This is a genomic window from Pseudomonas sp. ASL9, assembly GCF_056680335.1.
In genome coordinates, this window is the sequence record NZ_CM155277.1 from 356,829 (window position 1) to 378,487 (window position 21,659).

Consider the following 21,659-nt stretch of genomic DNA (forward strand, 5'->3'; position numbering starts at 1 on the left):
CTACCCCTTTTTACTGCCCGAAACGACATTTGAAATCGACACGCCTCACCGGTTGGCGGGCGTCCACACGGGTAAGTCGTTACTGCTTGAGCATGTAGCCATAAGCCCGTAGGCGACCATCGTCTTCCTGTTTCAGGTACACGCCCTGCAACTCAGGGTTGAACCCCGGGAATTGATTAATGGCATCCTGGAGTGCGAGGAAATACTTCAGCGCTGCCCCGTCCCACACCTCACCGGGTACCACGCACAGCACGCCTGGCGGATAAGGCAATGCGCCCTCTGTGGCAATACGCCCTTGCGCCTCTTCGAGAGCAATCAACTCGACATTGCCGCGGATGAACTCCAGATTGGCGTCGCGCGGGCCCATTGCAATAGCCGGCATGTGCGACTGCCGAAACATCTCTTTTTGCAACTGTTTGACGTTATGCCCCACATACAGGTTATGCATTTCCTGGCACAACTGAACAATGGTGTAGTGCTTGTAGCGCGCTTCGTGCGCAGCATAAATACCGGGCAATACGACACTTAACGGCGCGTCTTCTTTAATGAACCGTTCAAACCGGGCAATCTCGGCCACCAGGTGGTGCATCTTGGCCTTGCCTTCGGCAGGCGTCAGCAGAAACAGAATCGAGTTCAGGTCGCTTTTCTCCGGCACGATGCCGTTCTGGCGCAGGAAGGTCGCCAGGACGCCCGCATGGATCCCGAAGCTCGTGTATTGACCGGTGACCGCGTCGATGCCCGGGGTGGTGAACAACAACTTGCACGGGTCAATAAAGTATTGCTGCTCGGTATACCCCTCGAACGCATGCCAGCGTTCATCGGGATGGAACATGAAGAACCGGAGATTGCTGGCAATCTCGTCGGTGGAATAATCCTGCCAGTATTTGCCATCAATCGTCGGCGGCACGAATGGCCTGATCAATGTGCAGTTGTCCATCACCAACTTGCGCGCCTCAATGCCGGCACGTACACATTCGCTCCACAAACGCCGGCCGCTGCGGCCGCTGTGCATGCGGGCATTGACATCGAGCGAGGCGAACAGCGGATAAAACGGACTGGTGGACGCCTGCGCCATGAACGAGTTATTCAGGCGATGGTGATTGCAGTAACGGTCCTGCCCTTTGATGTGGCGATCTTTTTTGTGGATTTGCGACGCTTGAGAGAAGCCGGCCTGTTGTTTGTGTATGGACTGAGTCACAAAAATGCCGGGGTCGTCAGGGCCCAGTTCCAGCAACATTGGCGAGCAGTCACGCATCATCGGGATGAATTGCTCGTAGCCTACCCATGCCGAGTCGAAAAGAATGTAATCGCAGAGATGGCCTATCTTGTCGACCACCTGACGGGCGTTATAAATCGTGCCGTCGTAAGTGCCCAACTGAATCACCGCCAGCCGGAAGGGCCTTGGCGCATTGGCCTTTTCGGGCATGATTTCCTGCAAACGCTCACGCAGATACGTTTCATCAAAGCAATGCGCGTCGATGCCGCCGATAAACCCGTAGGGGTTGCGCGCTGTTTCCAGGTAAAGCGGCGTAGCGCCTGCCTGGAATAAAGCACCTTGATGCACCGACTTGTGATTGTTGCGATCGAACAGCACCACATCCCCCGGCGTCAGCAGAGCCGTGGTCACGACTTTGTTTGAAGCCGAGGTGCCGTTAAGGACGAAGTAAGTTTTATCCGCGTTGTAAATCTGAGCGGCACGTTGTTGGGCGGCCAGCGGCGCGCCTTCGTGGATCAGCAGGTCACCCATCTCCACATCGGCGTTGCAGCGGTCGGAGCGAAACAGGGTTTCCCCAAAAAAATCAAAAAACTGACGTCCAGCAGGATGCTTTCGAAAGAACTGTCCACCTTGGTGGCCGGGGCAAGCAAACGTTGAGTTGCCAAGTTCCTCATAGCGTTTGAGTGCGCCGAAAAAGGGTGGCAGCAGATCCTGTTCATATTGACGGGCGGCGGTTTCCAGCTTGTCACCATAGAACTCGGCCGTGTCGCTGCCCAAGTCGAACACGCCACTGATCTGCATCAACACATCGTCAATGCCAGGAAGCGTGTCACGAGAGAATTTGTCTTGTGCGGTAACAGCAAAGAAAATAGGAATATCGAACCCGGAATTACTAATAACTTCGATCAGGCCATGGCGCACGTCTTCAGCCGTAAGAACGGCAGCAGCAATGTCGGTTAAATCGGTTTGATCAAAACCTACTACTTGTCGCGAGGTCAAAAAACTGGCCTGTGCAGCAACGCTCGAAGCCACTTTCAACTGTTTCATCGCTTTTCCTTAATGCCACTACGTTGTCAATCCATTCGCACCCGCACGCGGATGAGTCACTGCTCAGTCACTCTGGAATGGAGCGTATCGGGCGTCGTTAATTCAATAACTTTTAGTTTTCTTTCGTACGGCCTGACAGTCGCCGTTGGTGTGCAACAACTGCAAGGTATGACGTGCGATTACGTTGTCTTCATCGGTGGGAATCACCCAGGCCGCCACGCGACTGTCGGGGTGCGACAGGCAAGGCCCGTGCGCTTGGTTTGCCTGCTCATCTATGTCCAGTCCGAGCCAGGCGCAGCCCTCAAGAATGCCGGCGCGCACAGCGACCGCGTGTTCGCCAATGCCACCGGTAAACACCAGCGCATCCAGCCCGCCCAGCACGGCAGCGAACGCCCCTATCTCACGCACGACGGTGTGCACGTACAGGTCAATGGCTTCCTTGGCTTCAGGGGCCTGGCTGGCGGACAGCTCACGCATGTCGCTGGAAATACCGCCCGAGACACCGAGCAAGCCACATTCGTGATAAAGCAAATGCTCAAGCGCCTGGACACTCATGCCTCGTTCGCGCAAGAGGTACAGCAGAATCCCTGGGTCAAGCTGGCCTGGACGAGTGCCCATGAGGATGCCGTCCAGCGTGGTGAACCCCATACTGGTCGCGCAGCTAAGGCCCCCACGCAGGGCGCACACACTGGCGCCATTCCCGAGGTGGGCGACAATGGTTCGACCCGCCGCCGCACGCTGATCGTAGCCCGGCAAGACACTGGCGATGTATTCGTAGGAAAGACCATGGAACCCATAACGACGTATCCCCTCTTCGCTCAACGCACGGGGAAGTCCATACAGGGTTTCCAGGCGATCCAATGTGTGGTGAAACGCGGTATCGAAACAGGCCACTTGCGGCAGTAAAGGGTGCTCACGCGCCAGATAACGCACGGGGGCCAGACACAGGGGTTGATGCAAGGGCGCGATCGGTATCAGCGCTTCCATTTCCGTCAATACCGTCGAATCGATCAGCAGGGCGACTTCCTTTCGTTCACCGCCATGCACGATCCGGTGGCCTGCGGCCGCCAATGTGTCGTCGGTGTAACGTTCGATCCATTCAACCAACAGGCCCAATGTCTCGTCCGTGACCGACTCGTCCGCCTGCGGCCATTGCTCCTCGACCTCCGCATCACCGGCCACTTCGCGAAAGCGTAACCGGTACACGTTGCCCTGCCTCTCCAGACTCCCGTGGCCGCGGGCCACGGGTTGTCCTTGATCATCCAGCGCGGATGGGTAGATCGAGAACTTGATGCTTGAAGAACCTGCGTTCATGACAAGCAACACGCCCTCGGAAGGCGGACGCAATGGGACGCGTCCCTGATCATCCATACGATTTCCTTGGTGTCGGACCGTGATCGAAAACGCTCTATTGAGACAGAATCACTTTTATAGCCTTTTCTTTGGCCGCGTTGCCGAAAACTTCATACGCCTGCAGGATCTCGTCAAGTTTGAAGCGATGAGTGATGAGCTGGCCCGGCTCTATTTTTCCGGATTGAACCGTTTTCAATAACATCGGGGTGGTATTGGTGTTGACCAGACCGGTGGAAATATTGATGTTTTGAATCCACAACTTTTCCAGATGCAGCTCGACACTTTTGCCATGCACACCCACGTTGGCAATATGCCCACCCGGAGCAATCACCTCCTGACAGGTATCGAAGGACGCGGGAATACCCACCGCTTCGATGGCAACATCCACACCCACCCCATCAGTCAATGCAAAGATTCGCTCAACAGCATTCTCCACGTTGATGTCAATGGTGTGAGTGGCGCCGAATCGCATGGCAACTTCCAGTCGATTTGGATCGGCATCCACCACAATCAACATGGCCGGAGAATAGAACTGGGACGTCAGTAATGCAGCCAAGCCGACCGGGCCTGCACCCACGATGACAACTGAATCACCCGGCTTAACCTTGCCCGACAGCACACCTATCTCAAAACCCGTGGGCAGAATATCGCTCAACATCACCAGCGCTTCTTCATCGGCGCCAGCAGGTATCGGGTACATGCTGTTGTCTGCGTGCGGAATACGCACCTGTTGCGCCTGGGTACCGTCAATCAAGTGACCCAGAATCCATCCGCCATCAGCGCAGTGCGAATACAGTTGACGCTTACAGTTGGCACAACTGCCGCAGGAAGTGACACACGAAATCAGTACGTGATCGCCCTTCTTGAAGTTACGGACAGCCGAACCCACCTCCTCCACCACGCCCACGCCTTCATGGCCCAGCGTGCGTCCTTTGGTAACGGCAGGAACATCACCTTTGAGGATATGCAGGTCAGTGCCACAGATGGTGGTGTGCAGGATTCGCACAACAGCGTCTGTAGGTTTTTCGATGACAGGGCTTGCTTTGTCCTCCCAGGATTTCTGGCCAGGACCTTGATAAACGAGAGCTTTCACTAATGTCACTCCTAAACTAAGGCGTAAACCATCACATTGGGCTCCCTGTCGGCACGTCAACTGGGTGTTTCACTTTCTCAACGTCAACGCCATTCAAGGGACAAACCTCACCCCTTTGTCGACCCGAAACCCGAATTTTATGTGCAGCATAGGCTGGTATTTATAGCAGGCTGGATTTTGTGACGGTTGATCTGGGTCAGTAAACCGGGGGGGGGCATGATCAACATGACCTCCTATCAAACAGTAACTAATTGAAAAATAAAAAATAAAAAATAAATGTTATTAAATTTTCAGCCAAACGCTGACCCCCTGTAGGAGCTGCCGAAGGCTGCGAATCGGTCCGTTTGCTGCGCGACAGTGCAGCGTCGAAGACGCGGCGAGGCCTCCTATAAAGCTTCTTTTTAATCGTTTAAAAAGTAACCGTCCGGCCAACACACCTTTCTGATCCCAACACTAATGGCGATCGTGTCCGCGCAATTTAAGTGAACGTTATGTTCAGCCTGATTACGCGGGTCGCGATGAGCCACGACATCAATGCCAATGTCGTGCGCAAATGGATGCCGCTTTATCGCGATGTGGCTTCCACCCATTTGCCAGACTCTTAAAGCTGGAACCGAAGGTTCAGGCTAGCCCTGAACAATCGATCAGCTTTGAGGTGCCCTACGGACATGAAACGCGGATCCCGAAGGGTGCGTTCGATTTGTGCGCGGATTAACCTGATGATCCGCATCGATTACATCTGGCTCGCCACTGAGCCCATAGAATCAATGCGTCGCGAATTGGGGCCGAAGTGGCTACAAAATCCCGCTCAATGCGGGATGAGATTTAACCGGAACGAACTCAGTGACGCTATAAACGGCTATACCGTTCTGATGGAACGGATCTTTTGCAAGTATCGCGTCCAGTTCTGAGCGGCTGACCCGACCGCTTACAATGATTACTCCACCGTTGCGTGGATTTTTGGGGCCGGACGCTAGAAACACCTCCTGAGTGTATTGTTCGTCAAGGAACTGGCGATGTGCCTCTAGATAAACTTCAATTACATCAATGGTTTTCAGATATGTTAGATCTACGATGTACATTGCTTATCACGACCTCTAGGGCAGTTAGAAAGTCACCTTTGTCCTACTCAGCTGTTGCACTAGGCCGTTGAGTGCAGCCTTGCACAGTGAATAGACCAACGCCTGCGGCTGGGAACCGCAGATACCGCCCCATTATGCCCATAACACCTTGCGTCATAAAGCAGGCGTCCACTTATGCGGCAGTAACTCGGCAATTTCAATAGCGCGCTGCGTCGGCAGGCGTGTGAGGACGTCCTTCAAATAAACATACGGATCATGCCCATTGAGTCGCGCCGACTGGATCAAACTCATGATCGCGGCAGCCCGTTTGCCGCTGCGCATGAGGTGGCGGTGAAGGTTGGGTTGCCGGTGGATGGAAGGGTTTCGTTTTTTCAACCGGTGGAGTTAATGGGGTTAATTTAAGGAGGGCTACTCCTACCGCGACCGATCAATCAGCAGCAGCGAGGGAGACTGCCCGTTGCCGCCACCGTAAAAACGCGCCACGACTGGCGTGGCGCGCGGGGTCAAATACGACAGTCCATCACGGGTTCAGCAGCACTTCGGGCCACCTTTGCCGCCGTAACGAGCCTCTTGGCGTTCACGAAAAAACGCTTCGTAGGTCATCACCGGCTTATCGGGGTGCGTGATCTGCATATGCTCGACGTAATTGTCGTAGTCAGGCATGCCTACCATCAGGCGCGCAGCCTGACCGAGGTATTTCCCGAGGCGACTCAGGTCATTGAACATAGCCAGCTCCTCCGTTGAAGCCGGGGGTCATTGTGCATCCGGCAGCGCCTGGAATGGCGCTTCTTTGTCCGTACGCTCTTTGCTGCCCCAGGCTTCAACACCGACTTTGACCGCATAGAACATGATGCTGAACACCACGAACAGGAACAGACCCGTCAAGGTAGCGTTGGTATAGGCGTTATAGATCACATGTTGCATCTGATCGATGGTCTTGGCCGGCGCCAACACCTGACCCGCATCCAGGGCCGTGCGGTACTTGGTCGCCAGCGCGAGAAAGCCGACCGCCGGGCTTGGGTCGAACAGCTTGATGTAGCCCGCCATGGTGGTGCAAATCAGCAACCACACTGCAGGCAGCAGGGTGACCCAGATGTAGCGTTGGCGTTTCATTTTGATCAATACGACGGTCGCGAGCATGAGCGCGATACCCGCCAGCATCTGGTTGGAGATGCCGAACAGCGGCCACAAGGTATTGATCCCGCCCAATGGGTCGATCACGCCTTGATACAGCAGGTAACCCCACATCGCCACGCAGCCAGCCGTTGCGATCAGGTTGGCAGGCCACGAATCCGTGCGTTTAAGCGATGGCACAAAGGTGCCGAGCAAATCCTGGAGCATGAACCGACCGGCGCGGGTCCCCGCATCCACGGCCGTGAGGATGAACAGCGCCTCGAACAGAATCGCGAAGTGGTACCAGAACGCCATGGTGTCTTTGCCCGGCAGCACCTGGTGCAGGATCTGCGCGATACCGACCGCCAGGGTCGGCGCACCGCCGGCACGGGCCAGCACGGTGGTTTCACCGATGTCTTTAGCCACCGCGATCAGCGCATCAGGAGTGATAGCGAAGCCCCAACTGCTGACGGTTTGCGCAACCGTGACTGCGTCGCTGCCGACAATCGCCGCCGGGCTGTTCATCGCAAAGTACACGCCTGGATCAATCACCGAAGCCGCCACCATGGCCATGATCGCCACGAAGGACTCCATGAGCATCGCGCCGTAGCCGATGTAACGGGAGTTAGCTTCACTGTCGAGCAGTTTCGGCGTAGTACCCGACGCGATCAACGCGTGGAACCCAGACACCGCACCGCAGGCAATGGTAATGAACAGGAATGGGAACAGCGCGCCTTTCCAGACCGGGCCGGTGCCATCGGTGAACTGAGTCAGCGCCGGCATTTTCAGCTCGGGCGCAATGATCAGGATGCCAATCGCCAAGGCGACGATGGTCCCGATTTTCAGGAAGGTAGACAGGTAATCCCGTGGTGCCAGCAGCAGCCAGACCGGCAATACCGCCGCGACGAAGCCATAACCGACCAGCATCCAGGTGATCTGTATACCGGTGAAGGTGAAGGCTTTGGCCCAGACCGGATCAGCAGCGATCTGCCCGCCGGTCCAGATTGAGGCCAGCAGCAAAATCACACCAATCAGCGAGATCTCACCGATGCGACCTGGGCGGATGTAGCGCATGTAGATGCCCATGAACATCGCAAGCGGGATCGTCGCCAACACTGTGAACATGCCCCATGGGCTGTCCGCCAGTGCTTTAACCACGATCAGCGCCAGCACCGCGAGGATGATGATCATGATCAGGAAGCAACCAAACAAGGCGATAGTGCCAGGCACCTTGCCCATTTCTTCACGCACCATCTCGCCCAGGGAGCGACCGTTGCGCCGCGTGGACAGGAACAGAATCATGAAATCCTGCACCGCACCGGCAAACACCACACCGGCAATCAGCCAGAGTGTACCGGGCAGGTAACCCATTTGCGCCGCCAACACGGGACCGACCAGAGGACCGGCGCCAGCGATGGCCGCAAAGTGGTGACCGAAAAGAATATGTTTGTTGGTCGGCACATAGTCCAGACCATCGTTATTGACGACCGCAGGGGTGGCGCGATTGGGGTCCAGCTGCATCACTTTAGTGGCAATGAACAGGCTGTAATAACGGTAGGCAACCAGATAAATCGCCACGGCGGCGACCACGATCCAGAGTGCGTTGATGGCTTCACCGCGGCGCAGCGCGACGACACCCAATGCAATTGCCCCCAAGCAGGCAACGGCGAACCAAGCTAGATGTTTGGTCAGTCGAGTCATTGTGGGTCTCCTGCCGAGGACCATGGCCCAGCGGCGATAATTGTTATTGTTATGCCCGGTAAAACAGGGCATCACTACTATCCACGTAGATCGCGACCATAGACATCCGCAGTACTACTAAGGCTTCTACGTAGAACTACGTGGGTCAATTGCCGCGCGACACGGCTACCATGTGCCGTCAAGTCGCTCGATATTCGGTACCTAGCCCCTGTAGGCAAGCTCGTCAGCCTGGATTCCACTCGTCATGCAACTCAAATACAAGATCGTCGCCCTGGGCATCCTCCCGCTGATATTGGCCGTCGCGGTCATCAGCGCGTTGGTCATCTTTCAGAACCAGCGGTTGGGTGAACAGCAAGCGCAGCTGATTGAAGACAGCATTCTGGCCAGCAAGCGTGCGGAGCTGAAGAACTACGTAGAAATGGCCATGAGCGCGCTTGCGCCGCTGTATGAGAGTGGTCGGGACGATGAGCAAACCAAGCAAAAAGTCCTTGATGAGCTGGCAAAGCTAAGTTTTGGCATCAACGGCTACTTCTTCGTTTATGACCATAACGGCCGTAGCCTGATGCACCCCCGTCAGGCCACGCTGGTGGGCAAAGATTTGTGGAGCATGACCGACCCCCATGGTTTGCCGGTCATTCAGGCGCTGTTGAAAAGCGCACAGTCCGGCGATGGGTTTCAGCATTACGCATGGGAAAAACCCTCGACAGGACAAGTCACCGACAAACTGGCCTACGTCGTCATGCTCGACCGCTGGGGCTGGATGTTGGGCACCGGGATTTACCTTGAGGACGTCGAGCGCGCCACCCATCAGGCACGCGAAGAAGTTGCCAGGGGCATCTACACCACCATGCTCGCCATCGGCGTCGTGGCCCTCGTCGCCGTGTTGCTGGTCTTCGCGTGCGGGCTGACCTTGAACGCCAGCGAACATCGTCTGGCCGATAAAAAACTACAGGGTTTGACTCAGCGCATTGTCAGCCTTCAGGAAGAAGAGCGATCACGGCTCTCGCGCGAACTGCACGACGGCATCAGCCAGGTATTGGTTTCAATCAAGTTTCAGTTCGAACTGGCTGCCCTCGAACTGGAGGCGGGTCGCGAAAAAGGCCTGGATATCCTTCGCCAAGGGATAGACCGACTGGCGGACGCAATAGGTGAAGTCCGGAGCATTTCCCATGATCTGCGCCCTTCGCTGCTGGACACACTGGGGTTGGCCCCCGCCGTCGCCCAGTTGGTGACGGAGTTCGAACTGCGAAGCGGTTTGACCCTTCACTATGAAAATAACCTCGGCGACGTCCAACTGGTCGATGGCACCCCCGTGGCACTGTTCAGAATCCTCCAGGAGGCACTGACCAATATCGAACGTCACGCCAAAGCGAAGAATGTATACATTGATCTGGAGGGTGACCCGGTCCAGGTCAGACTATCGGTGTGCGACGATGGCGTCGGATTCAAGACCCATCGGCTCGAAGAGATGCAAGGTGGAATCGGCTTGCGCAACATTCGCGAGCGCGTTGATCACTTCAACGGCCATTTCAGCCTGTCGTCGGTCCCTGGCAGAAGCGAACTGATCATTACCCTGCCCACCCGCCTTCGCTCGCTCGCGTAGTTATCAATACGATCCCAAGAATCATCCCAATAATTAGAGTGCGATCATGAACACCTCATACCCTATCCGTATTGCCTTGGTGGACGATCACTCTTTAGTGCGTGATGGCGTACGCGCACTGCTGGCTGTCCGGCCTTCGTTCGAAGTCGTCGGCGAAGCTGAGAATGGCGCTCAAGCGCTCGATCTTTGTGGTCGGGTCTCACCCGATATTCTGCTGGTCGACATCGGCTTGAAAGACATGAACGGCCTGGAGCTTACCCGGCTGCTGCGCATTCAATACCCGGACATCAAAATCCTCATCCTGAGCATGTACGACAATCATGAGTACATCGCCACGTCTATTCGGGCAGGCGCCAGTGGCTATGTGCTGAAAAACGCACCGTCAAAGGAAATCATCGCGGCGATCGAGGCAATCGCTACCGGCGGGACGTTTTACAGCGCTGAAGTGGCCCTTAAACTGGCCACCAAAAAACCAGATGAAACCGAGCTCACTCCGCGAGAAAGCCAAGTGCTCATCGGGCTGGCGCAGGGTCTGAATAACAAGACCATTGCCCGAGAACTCGCTATCAGCGTGCGCACGGTTGAAACCCATCGTTTGAGCATCAGGCGCAAGCTGAAGGTCGACAAACCGGCCGGCCTGGTCAAATACGCCATGGAACACGGCCTGCTGTCGCGTTGAAACGCCTGCGTCAATCCACCGCAACAATAAGCGGCACGATCAATCTAAAAATTGACGAGAATCATTACTGTTCGTAAGAAATCTTCCTAAACTCTGCGTCCACAGTTTTACGGCTCAGAGGAAGACATTGATGCGAGCAATCTTTCCATTTTCGCTAGGTTTAGCGCTACTCACCACCGTTGCCCACGCCAAGGAATACCCTATTGGCGCGCCGCAGCAATGTGAAGGCCTGGAAATAAGCGCTGTCTACCTGCAACCGATCGAGATGGAACCGGCAGGCATGATGCGCTCGGTGGCGACTTCCGATGTCCATCTTGAATCCGATATCCGGGCCCTTGCTGATAATCGCCAGGGCTTTCAGGAAGGCAGTTTCGTGCCCTACCTCAATGTGACCTTCGAGCTCGCCAAGCAAGGCGGTGAAGCGCCTCTCAAGGGTGATTTTCACGCCATGGTCGCCAACGACGGGCCGCACTATGGCAACAACGCCAAACTGCAGGGCCCTGGCAACTATCAACTGACGCTCATCGTTCTGCCCCCCGATGGCCGCTCCATGTTTGGTCGACACACGGACAAGGAAACCGGCGTAGCCCCTTGGTTCGCGCGCTGTGAGCTGCACTACACGTTCACCTATGCCGGTATCGGCAAGAAAGGCGGCTATTGAAAACGCCGGACGCAATGATAGTTGTCACGTCTCCGGGGAGGTCCGGTATGTCACGCGTTGGGGGGATCTGCTTGTCGCTTGCCCTTGGCATGCCCTTGACCGCCTTCGCCGAATTGCCGACCTACGAGCTAACCATTCGGGACGGGCAATTCAGCCCTGCCTTGATCGAAGTCCCTGCCGGAGAACGCTTCAAAATCGTTCTGCATAACCTGGGGCAAGGTCCGGCGGAATTTGAAAGCACCGTCTTGCGGGTGGAGAAAGTGCTCGCGACCGGGGTGACGACGTTCGTGGTTATTCATCCCTTGCGGCCGGGTCACTACCCGTTCTTCGATGATTTCCATCGTGAGCTGCCCGAGGGCGGCATCCTCGCCAAATGAAGCGGCGGGACAAGGAGTATTAAATGAATCAGGCGATGTTCATCGTCTGGCGCGAGAGCGTCGAGGCCTTGCTGATCATCGGCATTTTGCAGACATGGATCAACCAGCAGACTGAGCGCCGCCGGGCCATGACCTACCTTTGGGGTGGCGTCATTCTCGGCGTGGCCTTGTCGGGATTGCTGGCATTGCTGATCCTGTTTGCCGGCGAAGCCTTGGCCGGACCTGCCGGAGAATGGTTTCAAGCGGCGCTGGTGCTGACGGCCAGCCTGTTGATTCTGCAAATGGTCGGTTGGATGCGCAAGCACGGCCCTACGCTCAAGCAAGAGCTACGCAAGACCGTTGACGCCAGTCTGGATAAACGCGGTGGCTGGGGCCTGCTGATATTGGCGATGCTCGCGGTCGGGCGTGAGGGCAGTGAAACCGTCGTGTTCCTCTATGGCCTGGGCATCAACAAACACGGGGCCGATTTAGGCTTGTTCGCAGCGGGCGGTGCAATGGGGCTGGCCTTGGCGCTCCTGACTTTCCTGGTGCTGCAAGCCAGCAGTCGGTTCATTTCCTGGCGGCGGTTTTTTGCCTTCAGCGAAGCCATTCTGTTGCTGCTGGGTGCCGCACTATTGGTCGCTGGACTCGACCGCATCAGCGGCCAATTGATGAGCATGGATCTACCCGAGCGCCTCTACAGCTGGTTTGGCAATGCCGTCTGGGACACCTCGGCCAGCCTCAGTGACACCCAGGGACTTGGCTCGATCCTGGCCAGCTTCACCGGTTATAGAGCGACCCCCTCTGCCGCGACATTGGTGGCTTTTGCCGGGTACTGGTTGGTCGCCGGTTACTGGCTGCGCCGAAAGGCCCCAAGAACTGTCGCGGTCCCGGCATGAGCAGCCTCAATGGCGCACTGCGCCTACTGGGCGATGCGCTGCGTCGACACGGACGATTGATTCGCTACCTGCAATGGCTGGTGGTGGGGTTTTACGCGGTCTTGCTGGTCGTACCCGCGCTGCTGCCGTTACCTGCCAGCCAGGCGCGTATCCTGAGCAACCTGACGCTTTTGGCTCAGTTTCTCTTCTGGGGCATCTGGTGGCCCTTCGTCCTGCTCTCGATCGTGTTGTTCGGTCGCATGTGGTGCGGGGTTTTCTGTCCGGAGGGCTCGCTGAGCGAATGGGTCAGTCAGTATGGTCTGGGTCGTGGCGTACCGCGCTGGGTGCGTTGGGGTGGCTGGCCCACCGTGGCGTTCTGTCTGACCACTGTTTATGGCCAGTTGATCAGCGTCTACGACTACGCCCAGGCAGCCCTGCTGATTTTGGGCGGATCGACCCTGGCGGCCATGGCGGCGGGCTTGTTTTTTGCTCGCGGCAAACGCGTCTGGTGCCGCTATTTATGCCCCGTCAGCGGTGTATTTGCCTTGCTGGCGCGCTTGGCGCCGATGCACTTCAAGGTCGATGAACAGCGCTGGGTAGAGAACCTGGCACCGCGCCTGCCGCCGCCCAACTGTGCCCCGCTTCTGGATATCCGGCGCATGCGCGGGGCCACTGACTGTCATGCCTGCGGACGCTGCAGCGGACAACGCGGCGCCGTCCAGTTGCTTGCCCGATCCGTTAATCAGGAAATACTGCAAACCCAGGCTGAAACCCTATCGCCGTGGGACGCTCGTTTACTGTTGTTTGGCGTGATCGGACTGGCCATGGGCGCTTTCCAATGGACGGTCAGCCCCTGGTTCGTCGATCTCAAACAGTACTTGGCAACCGGGTTGATCGAACGCAATCTGCTCGGCCCCTTGCAGGACAATGCGCCCTGGTGGCTGCTTACGCACTACCCCGAGGTCGGCGACACGTTTACGTGGCTCGATGGCTTTTCCATCCTGATCTACCTGGGCACAACCTCGCTGTTGTTCGGCGTAGGGTTAGGACTGTTGTTGCGATTGGCCGCCAAGGCTGCCGGGCACCCGTCTCTGTATCCGACCCTGGCCTTGACCCTGACTCCGCTCGGCGCCGGTGGTTTATTTCTGGGGTTATCCGCTACCACGGTCAAGCTTCTGCGCTATGAAGGGCTGCTGCTGGCCTGGGTACAACCCGTCCGCGCAGCCCTACTGGTCAGCATGATGCTATGGAGCCTGATGCTCGGCTGGAAAGTACTGAGTCGCCACGGCGTGCGAGGCCTGCGCCGGTCAATCGGTGCTGGCTGCGTGGCGCTGGCGGCATTGTTGGTAGGGTATGGCTGGTGGTTGCAATTCTGGGGTTGGCATTGAGGACACGCCGATCAGCCATGCCAGTAGAACATTGCCTTGGCCAGGATCACGATCCCGATCATATGGCAGAACAGACTCAGATGAATAAAGCGCGAGTAACGCGCATTCATCCGCCCGGTTTTTAACAGGAACATGGCGGTGAGAAAATGCCCAAGGACGCTGACGGCCAGGATGATTTTCAGCGTCAACAACAGGCTGAAAGAAGACGCCAACGGTGTGGCAAGCACTGGCAGGTAGCGCTGCCAGACCATGCCCAATCCGGCGCCAAACAGAATCAGCAAGACCCAAGGCATCAGCTTTCGGGCACGTAGAGCAATGCCCCGCTCGACCATAATCATCGCCTTGGCCGGCATTTGCTTGAGCACGCTTTCGAGGATCAGCACCTCGAAAAACACCGTACCGATGAAGATCAGTGCGGCAAACAGGTGCAGGGTCAGCAGGATGGGATAGCTCATGGTCTTCTCGAATTCGGGGTGACAGGATTTCACTCGGCGCACCGCTAGCGGTGCTTTCCGTAAAATCCAAGACAGGATCTCGCTACTGGCGCGATAGCGCCCTGTCCTGAATCAAGTGTTCACGGAATGACCTTGGCTTAACGCAGCTTCAGCGGGTCTACTATTCCGGCCACTATGGCCATGCCCACCAGTTCCGGCAGGTGGTCGGCCTGCATGCGCTTCATCACCCGTGATCGGTAAAGGTCCACGGTTTTTGCGCTCACCCCCAGTTGCTCGGCGATTTCGCGGGTGGTGTAACCCTGCACCAGCGGCAGCAAGACATCGCGCTCGCGTGGCGTCAGCGTGAGCAGGCGAGCCTGCAACTGTGCATGGCCCTGACTGCCGGAGCGGTTTGCATCGAAGCTGCCCAGCGCCTGTTGCACGCTGTCCAGCAGCAGTTGTTCGTTATAGGGCTTTTCGATGAAATCATGGGCGCCCGCTTTGAACGCACGCACAACAATCGGCACGTCTGCGTGCCCGCTGACGAAGATGACGGGCAAATGCAGTTCACGTGCGCGCATCTCTTCCTGCACATTCAACCCGCCCATGCCGGGCATGCGTACATCCAGCAGCACGCAGGCGTTGAGTCGAGCATCGCATGCGTCAAGGAAGGCGCTGCCACTGGTAAATGGCAATGCCTTGAGGCCCACCGACTCCAACAACCAGACGGTTGAGTCGAGCATGCCTTGATCGTCGTCGACCACATAGACCACCTGCTCCGCGACACTTGTCATTCATTCACTCCTGCTGTTGTTTTAAGGGGCCTACAAGCGGCAAGTAGCAACGCATCAACAGCCCGACCGGTACGCGCTGAGCCTGCAATTCACCACCAAATCCTTCGATGATGCTGCGGCTCATGGACAACCCCAATCCCAATCCATCGACTTTGCTGGTGTAAAACGGGGTGAATATGTTCTCCAGCGCTGACTCGCTCACGCCGGGACCTTGATCATGCACGCTGATCTCTACCCGTCCGTCATTGGCCCGCTCAGCCACGAGCACAATCTTCGAAGGCTGTCCCGGATGAGCCTCGCGGTTGGCGTCGATGGCGTTGCGCAACAGATTGAGCAACACCTGCTCCAACAACACCCGGTCGGCATAAACGAGCGGTAGATTATCGGGCAGTCGCTCCTCGATAGTCACCTGGCAATTGCTCGCCTCCCAGGCACACAAACGCACCGCCTCACGGGCGACTTCGGCGACGTTCAGCGCCTGCATGCGCCGCTGGCCCTTGCGCAGGAATGCGCGCAAACGCTTGATCACTTCCGACGCGTGATTGGCGTGCAGGGTAATGCGCTCCAAGCCTTGGGCTACCCGTTCGGCAGCCTGCGGGTTTGTGCCCAGGGCCTGTAAATAACGTTGGCTGGCATTGGCATAGTTGACCACTGCCGCCAACGGCTGATTTATTTCGTGGGCGATACCCGAGGCCAGTTCACCCAGCGTCACCAGCCGCGCGGTGTGCGCCAATTCGTCCTGATGGTGGCGCTGTTGCACTTCGCGCAGTTCATGCTCAGTCATGTCCCTCGCGACCAATGAGTAGTAACGCTCCCCCCCGGCAGAACGGTGAGCCAGCAGCACCAGCGATACCGGTACCGAAGCACCGCCGCTCGGCGGCTGAAGCCGCGTCTCCAGGTTCCAGGAGCCATCGCGCTCCGCAGTGCTCCAGCCCTCCCGTTGCAGACGCGCCAAGTCGTCGCTGGCAAAAAAATCGCTCAGAGCCGGCATCGACTGTTGCTCGCCCAGACGCAAAATACGTCGCGCGGCGGGGTTCAGATACGTGACCTGGCCATTGGGATCGATGAACAACACCGGATCGGTGTTGGCCTCCACCACTTCAGCCAGACGCCGCTTGTTTTCCTCGGCCTGCACACGCTCAGTAATATCGCGCGACACGCTGACCACCTCGACCACCGCACCGGTGTAGGTTTCACGGATCGCGCGGCTGGCCGTCTCGAACCAAAGGTAATGCCCTGCACGATGACGGATGCGGTAGGTCATGGTGTGATAACCGTCCTGCTCCAGGGCATCCCGAGCACGCTGTACCAGACCGGCCAGATCCTGAGCATGGAATAAACCTTGGGCCGGCTTCCCACGCAACTCTTCGGGCCAATAGCCGAGCAACGTCCAGGACGCCGGCGAGGCATCCAGAAAGTACCCATCCGGTGTGTGCCGGGAAATAAGGTCGGTAGTGTTCTCGATGATCAATCTGTAAAGCCGCCGCGCCTTGGCCGCCTCGCGCTCGGCCAGCACCTGTGCGGTAGCTTCCCGGCATCGAGCAAACACACGGTTTTCCTGTAGGTCAGGAATAAAGGTCCAGATCAATATCCGGTCATCTAACTGCGCCTCGACCCCTTCGATGGCACGTTGTTGTTCGAGACAAGCGCGTATCAGTACCCGTTGGTTAACCGGCAGAAAGTTCAGCACATCGCTCAAAGGCCGTTCGGCGAGCAAGGCCAACAGAGCAGTATTGAGCTCCAACGGGCGACCCTGCGCATCCAGCAGCAGGCTCGGTTGCGGATCAAGGCCAAGCAGCGGCGAACCTCGCTGCATGCCGTTGACGCCACTCAACAGCGTCGCCAACAGATCTTGTACCCAGCCCAGCCAGTCCAGGCTCACCCCTTCGCAAACTTCCACCAGCAGCAGCCCGGCTTGCCCCGGCTCCAGTGCAAGATCGAATACCTGACCATAGCTGATAGCCGCACGACGCAGACGACCGGACAGCCAGCAATTGAGCTGCCGTACCTGATCCAGATCGAGGCGCCCTTCCTCGGCCAGGCGGTCGAACAACAACTGGTCGCTGGCCAATAAAGGGTCTCCCAGACCCGGTGGCAAATGCTGGGCGGCCCCTTCATGGCTATAAATGCGCGCTCGCGGTTGCCAACTCAGGTATACCGCCTGGCGCACCCCTGGGCAGTCCTGAAACACCCGGCACAAGGCATCGGCGCGTGTAGGCAGAGACACGCCCTCGCGTTGCAGGCGCAACCAACTGTGCAATCGAACGGGGGTTGGGGTCATCGCGGGTCCTTGTAAGTGTGGCCAAGGATATACTCGCCTTAGCGGTATAGCGTTACCCATTCAGATAAAAATGAATAATGTATAGTACTATTACTATACTACGCAGGTAGTACTTCCATAACTTATAGTGATTAGCATATAAGGTACCTCGGAGAATTAACTGACCTAACTGAGCAATCCGAAACGGTCAGATATAGAGCTAATAATCAGCCACCGAGTACCCGTACATGTCGATCTTCGAGCAAGGACTAGCCCGTAAGGCTGTCAATCATATTGCCTTGTCCCCGCTCAGCTTCATCGAGCGCACTGCCAGCGTCTACCCTGATTACCCCGCCGTTATCCACGGTTCGATCCGCCGTACCTGGGCGCAGACCTATGCCCGTTGTCGTCGTCTGGCCTCGGCGCTGGCCGGTCGCGGCATTGGCAAGAACGATACGGTGGCGGTGATGCTGCCTAATATCCCCGCCATGCTTGAGGTCCACTTCGCCGTGCCGATGATCGGCGCGGTGCTCAACCCGCTCAACGTGCGCCTGGATGCCGAAGCCATCGCCTTCATGCTCCAGCATGGCGAGGCCAAGGTACTGATCACCGACCGCGAGTTCCATGACGTGATTCGCGCAGCGATTGGCATGCTCGATCACCCACCCTTGGTGATCGACGTCGATGACCCGGAATATGGTGAAGGCCAGGCCGTCAGCGACCTCGATTACGAAGCGCTGCTGGCAGAAGGCGATCCAGCGTTCGCCTGGCAGTGGCCGGAGGATGAGTGGCAAGCGATTGCGCTGAATTACACCTCGGGTACCACCGGCAACCCTAAAGGTGTGGTCTACCACCACCGTGGCGCTTATCTGAACTCACTGGGTAACCAGATGATCTGGGGTATCGGTAACCACCCGGTTTTTCTGTGGACCTTGCCGATGTTTCACTGCAACGGCTGGTGCTACCCGTGGATCATCACTGCGATGGCCGGCGTGCATGTGTTTTTGCGCCGCGTCGACCCGCAGAAGATCCTGACCCTTATCCGCGAACATCAAGTCACCCACTTCTGCGGCGCACCGATCGTGCTCAACGCCTTGGTCAACATGCCCGAATCGGCAAAAGCCGCCATCGATCACCCGGTCAACGCCATGGTCGCCGGTGCCGCGCCGCCGGCCAAAGTGATCGGTGCCGTGGAAGAGATGGGCATCAAGGTCACTCATGTCTACGGCCTGACCGAGACCTATGGCCCCGTCACTATTTGCGCCTGGCATGCCGAATGGGATGAACTGCCGCTTGATGAACGCGCCCAGATCAAATCCCGTCAGGGCGTACGCTATCCCACCCTGGAAGGGGTGATGGTGGCAGACCCTAAGACCCTGGAACCGACGCCGAGTGACGGCCAGACCATCGGCGAGATTTTCATGCGTGGCAATACGGTGATGAAGGGTTACCTGAAGAACCCTACCGCCACCGCAGAGGCCTTCGAGGGTGGCTGGTTTCATACCGGCGACCTGGCGGTCCGTCATCCCAACGGTTATGTCGAGATCAAGGACCGGCTCAAGGACATCATCATCTCGGGTGGCGAGAACATCTCCACCATTGAGCTTGAAGGCGTGCTCTACCGCCACCCGGCCGTGCTCGAAGCGGCGGTGGTTGCGCGCCCGGATGAGAAGTGGGGAGAAACGCCCTGCGCGTTCATCACCCTCAAGGCCGACCACCAGGACGTTCAGGAAGCCGACATCATCAGCTTTTGCCGTGAGCATCTGGCGGGGTTCAAGGTGCCGCGCACCGTGGTGTTCACCCTGCTGCCGAAGACCTCCACCGGGAAAATCCAGAAGTTCGTCCTGCGGGACATCGCCAAGAACCTTTAACCCCCGGCCCTTTAACCCTCGATAAGGCCCGCATCAAGCGACAGGTCCAACCTGTCGCTTCGGGGCTGTACACGCCGAAATCGACCTGATAGCCATACCGCAACCTCTAGCTTCAGCTTCAGCTATGAAACGTTGGCGACTAAAGCCATCCAGGCACATGCCGGCGTCTGGAACATCATGGGGCCCGGCACCTGCCATCAGGTGCCCGTCAGAGAGGCAAAAAATGCCGGAATTCTTCTCTGGCATGACCTGAATATCAACGTCCATCGCGCACACTCGTGGCGCTCAATCGATACCTCTATCGATGCGAGGAACCGCGAGCGTCAGACGCCGTTACTTGCCCCTCAACCTACGACTACCCACTCAGCGAATTCTTCAACAACAGGGATATCGGATCGCGCGGAAGGTCCTGATCTCCAAGCCATTTCCGGCAAAAGAGCTGGAAACATGGTTATCCAGTCGCCGTATCAACGTCTAATGATTTCAAGCTTATACTGGCGGGCTGAAATCGCCCATCGCGGCTCCACCCCACCCGACGTTTCAAACGTAGAGCCGAAGATGATCGCTATCACCGCACTAAACACGTTCATCGTCATAGCAGCTGTCTGCATACACTATGAATTACTGCTTCGCCTCAACTCTTTAATGCCCAAGCTAAAGGCCTGGCACCGATTCAGGGTAGTCGTTGGCGTGCTGGGCGCACTCACCGCTCACGCGGTTGAAGTGTGGATCTTCGCCCTCGCCTATTACTTTATGATCGAGGCGGGTAACTGGGGTACGTTGAGGGGGGATTTTGATGGCAGCCTGATGGACTGTGTCTATTTCTCGTTCACAACCTTTACCACACTGGGCTTTGGTGACATCGAACCGGTAGGGGTTCTTAAATTTCTGACAGGGCTTGAAGCACTGACAGGTCTGGTGCTGATTACATGGACGGCATCCTTTCTTTTTATCGAGATGCAGAAGTACTGGAAGACACCATAGTACGTGCGCGCCTTCGGTCCTGTGGGCTTGCCAGCAGGTGGGAGCTACGCATGGCAGGTGTGTCACTGGGTGCGAACTTACCGGCCCATGATCGCGAGATGCATTTCATGCAATGGCAATACTCTCTTTGCCGCACCCAGTTTGACAGCCTCCTTGGGCATCCCGTAAATAACGCATGTAGCCTCGTCCTGGGCCACTGTCAGCCCCCCGGCATCCAGCATTTCTTTCAACCCCCTGGCGCCATCATCTCCCATGCCGGTCATGATGATACCCGTCGCATTTCTGCCGGCAAATTTGGCGACGGAACGAAACAACACATCCACTGATGGACGATGACGGTTGACCAGTGGGCCATCAATGACTTCAACATGGTAATAAGCCCCACTGCGCTTAATCAGCATGTGCTTGCCACCCGGAGCAATAAGCGCGAGGCCAGGTATGACTCGGTCATTGTTTTTGGCTTCTCGAACTTCGATCTGTGACAACGTGTTGAGGCGTTCGGCGAATGAGGCGGTAAATTTCTCCGGCATGTGCTGCACAATCACAATCCCGGGGCAGACCCTGGGCAGCGCAGTCAGCACGGCCTCCAACGCCTGAGTTCCACCGGTAGAGGTGCCGATGGCAACGATACGTTCGGTGGTTTGCAGCATGGCCTGGTTACCGGATGCGCTGAGAATCGCGTCAGCGCAGAGTTTCGCCGCCACAGGCGCACGGACGACAGGCGCACGGAGCAGATTCCTGACATTGACATGGGCCGCCGCCCTGACTGCGGCTATAAGTTCAGCAGAAGAGTCCAGAAGGAAATTTTTCAGCCCTATCTTAGGCTTAGTGATGATTTCGACCGCACCGGCAGCCAGCGCTTGCAAGGTTGTTTCCGCACCCTTGTCCGTAAGCGACGAGCAAATCACGACGGGGGTTGGGTGCTCGGCCATGATTTTTTTCAGAAATGTAATGCCATCCATACGCGGCATCTCTATGTCCAGAACGATCACGTCCGGCCAATCACGGGACAGTTTTTCCATGGCGAATATAGGATCCGAGGCCGTGCCAATCACCTGAATATCCGGCTCCGACTCCAGGATTGCCAACAGAACCTGACGCACCACGGCGGAATCATCCACCAGCAAAACCTTGATCTTTTTCATC

19 protein-coding genes and 1 pseudogene are annotated in these 21,659 nt (G+C 57.1%); 9 read left to right on the top strand and 11 right to left on the bottom strand.

What is annotated here, in order from left to right:
• Positions 1 to 79 precede the first annotated feature (79 nt).
• The 3 genes from AC1ME2_RS01630 to AC1ME2_RS01640 all read right to left on the bottom strand — a co-directional run bounded on the left by AC1ME2_RS01630 (position 80) and on the right by AC1ME2_RS01640 (position 4,709).
• Positions 80 to 2,263 (bottom strand): ornithine decarboxylase, encoded by a 2,184-nt coding sequence (locus tag AC1ME2_RS01630; RefSeq protein ID WP_480438914.1) that lies wholly within the window; start codon positions 2,261 to 2,263, stop codon positions 80 to 82.
• 102 nt (positions 2,264 to 2,365) lie between these two features.
• Positions 2,366 to 3,634, bottom strand: a complete 1,269-nt coding sequence (locus AC1ME2_RS01635; RefSeq protein WP_480438915.1) for an acetate/propionate family kinase — start codon at positions 3,632 to 3,634, stop codon at positions 2,366 to 2,368.
• Positions 3,635 to 3,671: 37 nt separating this feature from the next.
• Positions 3,672 to 4,709, bottom strand: a complete 1,038-nt coding sequence (locus AC1ME2_RS01640; protein WP_480438917.1) for a zinc-dependent alcohol dehydrogenase family protein — start codon at positions 4,707 to 4,709, stop codon at positions 3,672 to 3,674.
• A gap of 491 nt (positions 4,710 to 5,200) precedes the next feature.
• Between AC1ME2_RS01640 and AC1ME2_RS01645 the strand changes: the two genes are divergently transcribed.
• On the top strand, positions 5,201 to 5,314 hold the full coding sequence (locus tag AC1ME2_RS01645; RefSeq protein ID WP_480438918.1) for a transposase: 114 nt from the start codon (positions 5,201 to 5,203) through the stop codon (positions 5,312 to 5,314).
• A 189-nt stretch (positions 5,315 to 5,503) separates the two neighbouring features.
• Here AC1ME2_RS01645 and AC1ME2_RS01650 read toward each other — a convergent pair whose 3' ends face one another.
• The 4 genes and pseudogenes from AC1ME2_RS01650 to AC1ME2_RS01665 form a co-directional block, all read right to left on the bottom strand.
• Positions 5,504 to 5,791 carry a YciI family protein gene (locus AC1ME2_RS01650; RefSeq protein ID WP_480438919.1) on the bottom strand — a complete coding sequence of 96 codons (288 nt, stop codon included), beginning with the start codon at positions 5,789 to 5,791 and terminating at the stop codon, positions 5,504 to 5,506.
• Positions 5,792 to 5,944: 153 nt separating this feature from the next.
• Positions 5,945 to 6,112: pseudogene (locus AC1ME2_RS01655) on the bottom strand (transposase domain-containing protein); the annotation flags it as partial.
• A 207-nt stretch (positions 6,113 to 6,319) separates the two neighbouring features.
• Positions 6,320 to 6,517: a YbdD/YjiX family protein gene (locus AC1ME2_RS01660; protein ID WP_219059949.1), complete on the bottom strand. Its 198-nt coding sequence runs from the start codon at positions 6,515 to 6,517 to the stop codon at positions 6,320 to 6,322.
• Positions 6,518 to 6,544: 27 nt separating this feature from the next.
• Entirely contained in the window at positions 6,545 to 8,605 is a 2,061-nt protein-coding gene (locus tag AC1ME2_RS01665; RefSeq protein WP_480438921.1) for a carbon starvation CstA family protein, read from the bottom strand.
• A 244-nt stretch (positions 8,606 to 8,849) separates the two neighbouring features.
• Here AC1ME2_RS01665 and AC1ME2_RS01670 point away from each other — a divergent pair, with 244 nt between their 5' ends.
• The 6 genes from AC1ME2_RS01670 to AC1ME2_RS01695 all read left to right on the top strand — a co-directional run bounded on the left by AC1ME2_RS01670 (position 8,850) and on the right by AC1ME2_RS01695 (position 14,170).
• Entirely contained in the window at positions 8,850 to 10,208 is a 1,359-nt protein-coding gene (locus tag AC1ME2_RS01670; protein WP_480438922.1) for a cache domain-containing protein, read from the top strand.
• Positions 10,209 to 10,254: 46 nt separating this feature from the next.
• Positions 10,255 to 10,887 carry a response regulator gene (locus AC1ME2_RS01675; protein ID WP_480438923.1) on the top strand — a complete coding sequence of 211 codons (633 nt, stop codon included), beginning with the start codon at positions 10,255 to 10,257 and terminating at the stop codon, positions 10,885 to 10,887.
• 130 nt (positions 10,888 to 11,017) lie between these two features.
• On the top strand, positions 11,018 to 11,548 hold the full coding sequence (locus AC1ME2_RS01680) for an iron transporter (protein ID WP_480438924.1): 531 nt from the start codon (positions 11,018 to 11,020) through the stop codon (positions 11,546 to 11,548).
• A gap of 47 nt (positions 11,549 to 11,595) precedes the next feature.
• Complete coding sequence (locus AC1ME2_RS01685) at positions 11,596 to 11,925, top strand: cupredoxin domain-containing protein (protein WP_480438925.1); 330 nt, start codon at positions 11,596 to 11,598, stop codon at positions 11,923 to 11,925.
• A gap of 23 nt (positions 11,926 to 11,948) precedes the next feature.
• Complete coding sequence (locus AC1ME2_RS01690; RefSeq protein ID WP_480438926.1) at positions 11,949 to 12,803, top strand: FTR1 family iron permease; 855 nt, start codon at positions 11,949 to 11,951, stop codon at positions 12,801 to 12,803.
• Positions 12,800 to 14,170 (top strand): 4Fe-4S binding protein, encoded by a 1,371-nt coding sequence (locus AC1ME2_RS01695; protein ID WP_480438927.1) that lies wholly within the window; start codon positions 12,800 to 12,802, stop codon positions 14,168 to 14,170. Before AC1ME2_RS01690 ends, AC1ME2_RS01695 begins: the two co-directional genes overlap by 4 nt.
• Positions 14,171 to 14,181: 11 nt before the next feature.
• Here the strand turns inward: AC1ME2_RS01695 and AC1ME2_RS01700 are convergent, their stop codons facing one another.
• The 3 genes from AC1ME2_RS01700 to AC1ME2_RS01710 all read right to left on the bottom strand — a co-directional run bounded on the left by AC1ME2_RS01700 (position 14,182) and on the right by AC1ME2_RS01710 (position 17,679).
• On the bottom strand, positions 14,182 to 14,625 hold the full coding sequence (locus AC1ME2_RS01700) for a CopD family copper resistance protein (RefSeq protein ID WP_480438929.1): 444 nt from the start codon (positions 14,623 to 14,625) through the stop codon (positions 14,182 to 14,184).
• A gap of 137 nt (positions 14,626 to 14,762) precedes the next feature.
• Positions 14,763 to 15,398 (bottom strand): response regulator transcription factor, encoded by a 636-nt coding sequence (locus tag AC1ME2_RS01705; protein WP_480438931.1) that lies wholly within the window; start codon positions 15,396 to 15,398, stop codon positions 14,763 to 14,765.
• Between the two features lie 4 nt (positions 15,399 to 15,402).
• Positions 15,403 to 17,679, bottom strand: coding sequence for a PAS domain-containing sensor histidine kinase (locus AC1ME2_RS01710; RefSeq protein ID WP_480438932.1), 2,277 nt, complete (start codon positions 17,677 to 17,679; stop codon positions 15,403 to 15,405).
• Positions 17,680 to 17,906: 227 nt separating this feature from the next.
• Here AC1ME2_RS01710 and AC1ME2_RS01715 point away from each other — a divergent pair, with 227 nt between their 5' ends.
• Both AC1ME2_RS01715 and AC1ME2_RS01720 read left to right on the top strand, forming a co-directional pair.
• Entirely contained in the window at positions 17,907 to 19,529 is a 1,623-nt protein-coding gene (locus tag AC1ME2_RS01715; RefSeq protein WP_480438933.1) for an acyl-CoA synthetase, read from the top strand.
• Between the two features lie 558 nt (positions 19,530 to 20,087).
• A complete protein-coding gene (locus AC1ME2_RS01720; protein WP_480441949.1) occupies positions 20,088 to 20,513 on the top strand; it encodes a potassium channel family protein in 426 nt (141 codons plus the stop codon).
• A gap of 77 nt (positions 20,514 to 20,590) precedes the next feature.
• Here the strand turns inward: AC1ME2_RS01720 and AC1ME2_RS01725 are convergent, their stop codons facing one another.
• Positions 20,591 to 21,658, bottom strand: coding sequence for a protein-glutamate methylesterase/protein-glutamine glutaminase (locus tag AC1ME2_RS01725; protein WP_480438934.1), 1,068 nt, complete (start codon positions 21,656 to 21,658; stop codon positions 20,591 to 20,593).
• Position 21,659 lies beyond the last annotated feature (1 nt).

Coding starts and splice junctions, on each gene's coding strand:
- AC1ME2_RS01720 (WP_480441949.1), top strand. CDS start 20,088: ATGATCGCTATCACCGCACTAAACACGTTCATCGTCATAGCAGCTGTC.
- AC1ME2_RS01665 (WP_480438921.1), bottom strand. CDS start 8,605: ATGACTCGACTGACCAAACATCTAGCTTGGTTCGCCGTTGCCTGCTTG.
- AC1ME2_RS01690 (WP_480438926.1), top strand. CDS start 11,949: ATGAATCAGGCGATGTTCATCGTCTGGCGCGAGAGCGTCGAGGCCTTG.
- AC1ME2_RS01645 (WP_480438918.1), top strand. CDS start 5,201: ATGTTCAGCCTGATTACGCGGGTCGCGATGAGCCACGACATCAATGCC.
- AC1ME2_RS01660 (WP_219059949.1), bottom strand. CDS start 6,517: ATGTTCAATGACCTGAGTCGCCTCGGGAAATACCTCGGTCAGGCTGCG.
- AC1ME2_RS01675 (WP_480438923.1), top strand. CDS start 10,255: ATGAACACCTCATACCCTATCCGTATTGCCTTGGTGGACGATCACTCT.
- AC1ME2_RS01650 (WP_480438919.1), bottom strand. CDS start 5,791: ATGTACATCGTAGATCTAACATATCTGAAAACCATTGATGTAATTGAA.
- AC1ME2_RS01630 (WP_480438914.1), bottom strand. CDS start 2,263: ATGAAACAGTTGAAAGTGGCTTCGAGCGTTGCTGCACAGGCCAGTTTT.
- AC1ME2_RS01725 (WP_480438934.1), bottom strand. CDS start 21,658: ATGAAAAAGATCAAGGTTTTGCTGGTGGATGATTCCGCCGTGGTGCGT.
- AC1ME2_RS01705 (WP_480438931.1), bottom strand. CDS start 15,398: ATGACAAGTGTCGCGGAGCAGGTGGTCTATGTGGTCGACGACGATCAA.
- AC1ME2_RS01710 (WP_480438932.1), bottom strand. CDS start 17,679: ATGACCCCAACCCCCGTTCGATTGCACAGTTGGTTGCGCCTGCAACGC.
- AC1ME2_RS01670 (WP_480438922.1), top strand. CDS start 8,850: ATGCAACTCAAATACAAGATCGTCGCCCTGGGCATCCTCCCGCTGATA.
- AC1ME2_RS01715 (WP_480438933.1), top strand. CDS start 17,907: ATGTCGATCTTCGAGCAAGGACTAGCCCGTAAGGCTGTCAATCATATT.
- AC1ME2_RS01700 (WP_480438929.1), bottom strand. CDS start 14,625: ATGAGCTATCCCATCCTGCTGACCCTGCACCTGTTTGCCGCACTGATC.
- AC1ME2_RS01680 (WP_480438924.1), top strand. CDS start 11,018: ATGCGAGCAATCTTTCCATTTTCGCTAGGTTTAGCGCTACTCACCACC.
- AC1ME2_RS01685 (WP_480438925.1), top strand. CDS start 11,596: ATGTCACGCGTTGGGGGGATCTGCTTGTCGCTTGCCCTTGGCATGCCC.
- AC1ME2_RS01635 (WP_480438915.1), bottom strand. CDS start 3,634: ATGGATGATCAGGGACGCGTCCCATTGCGTCCGCCTTCCGAGGGCGTG.
- AC1ME2_RS01695 (WP_480438927.1), top strand. CDS start 12,800: ATGAGCAGCCTCAATGGCGCACTGCGCCTACTGGGCGATGCGCTGCGT.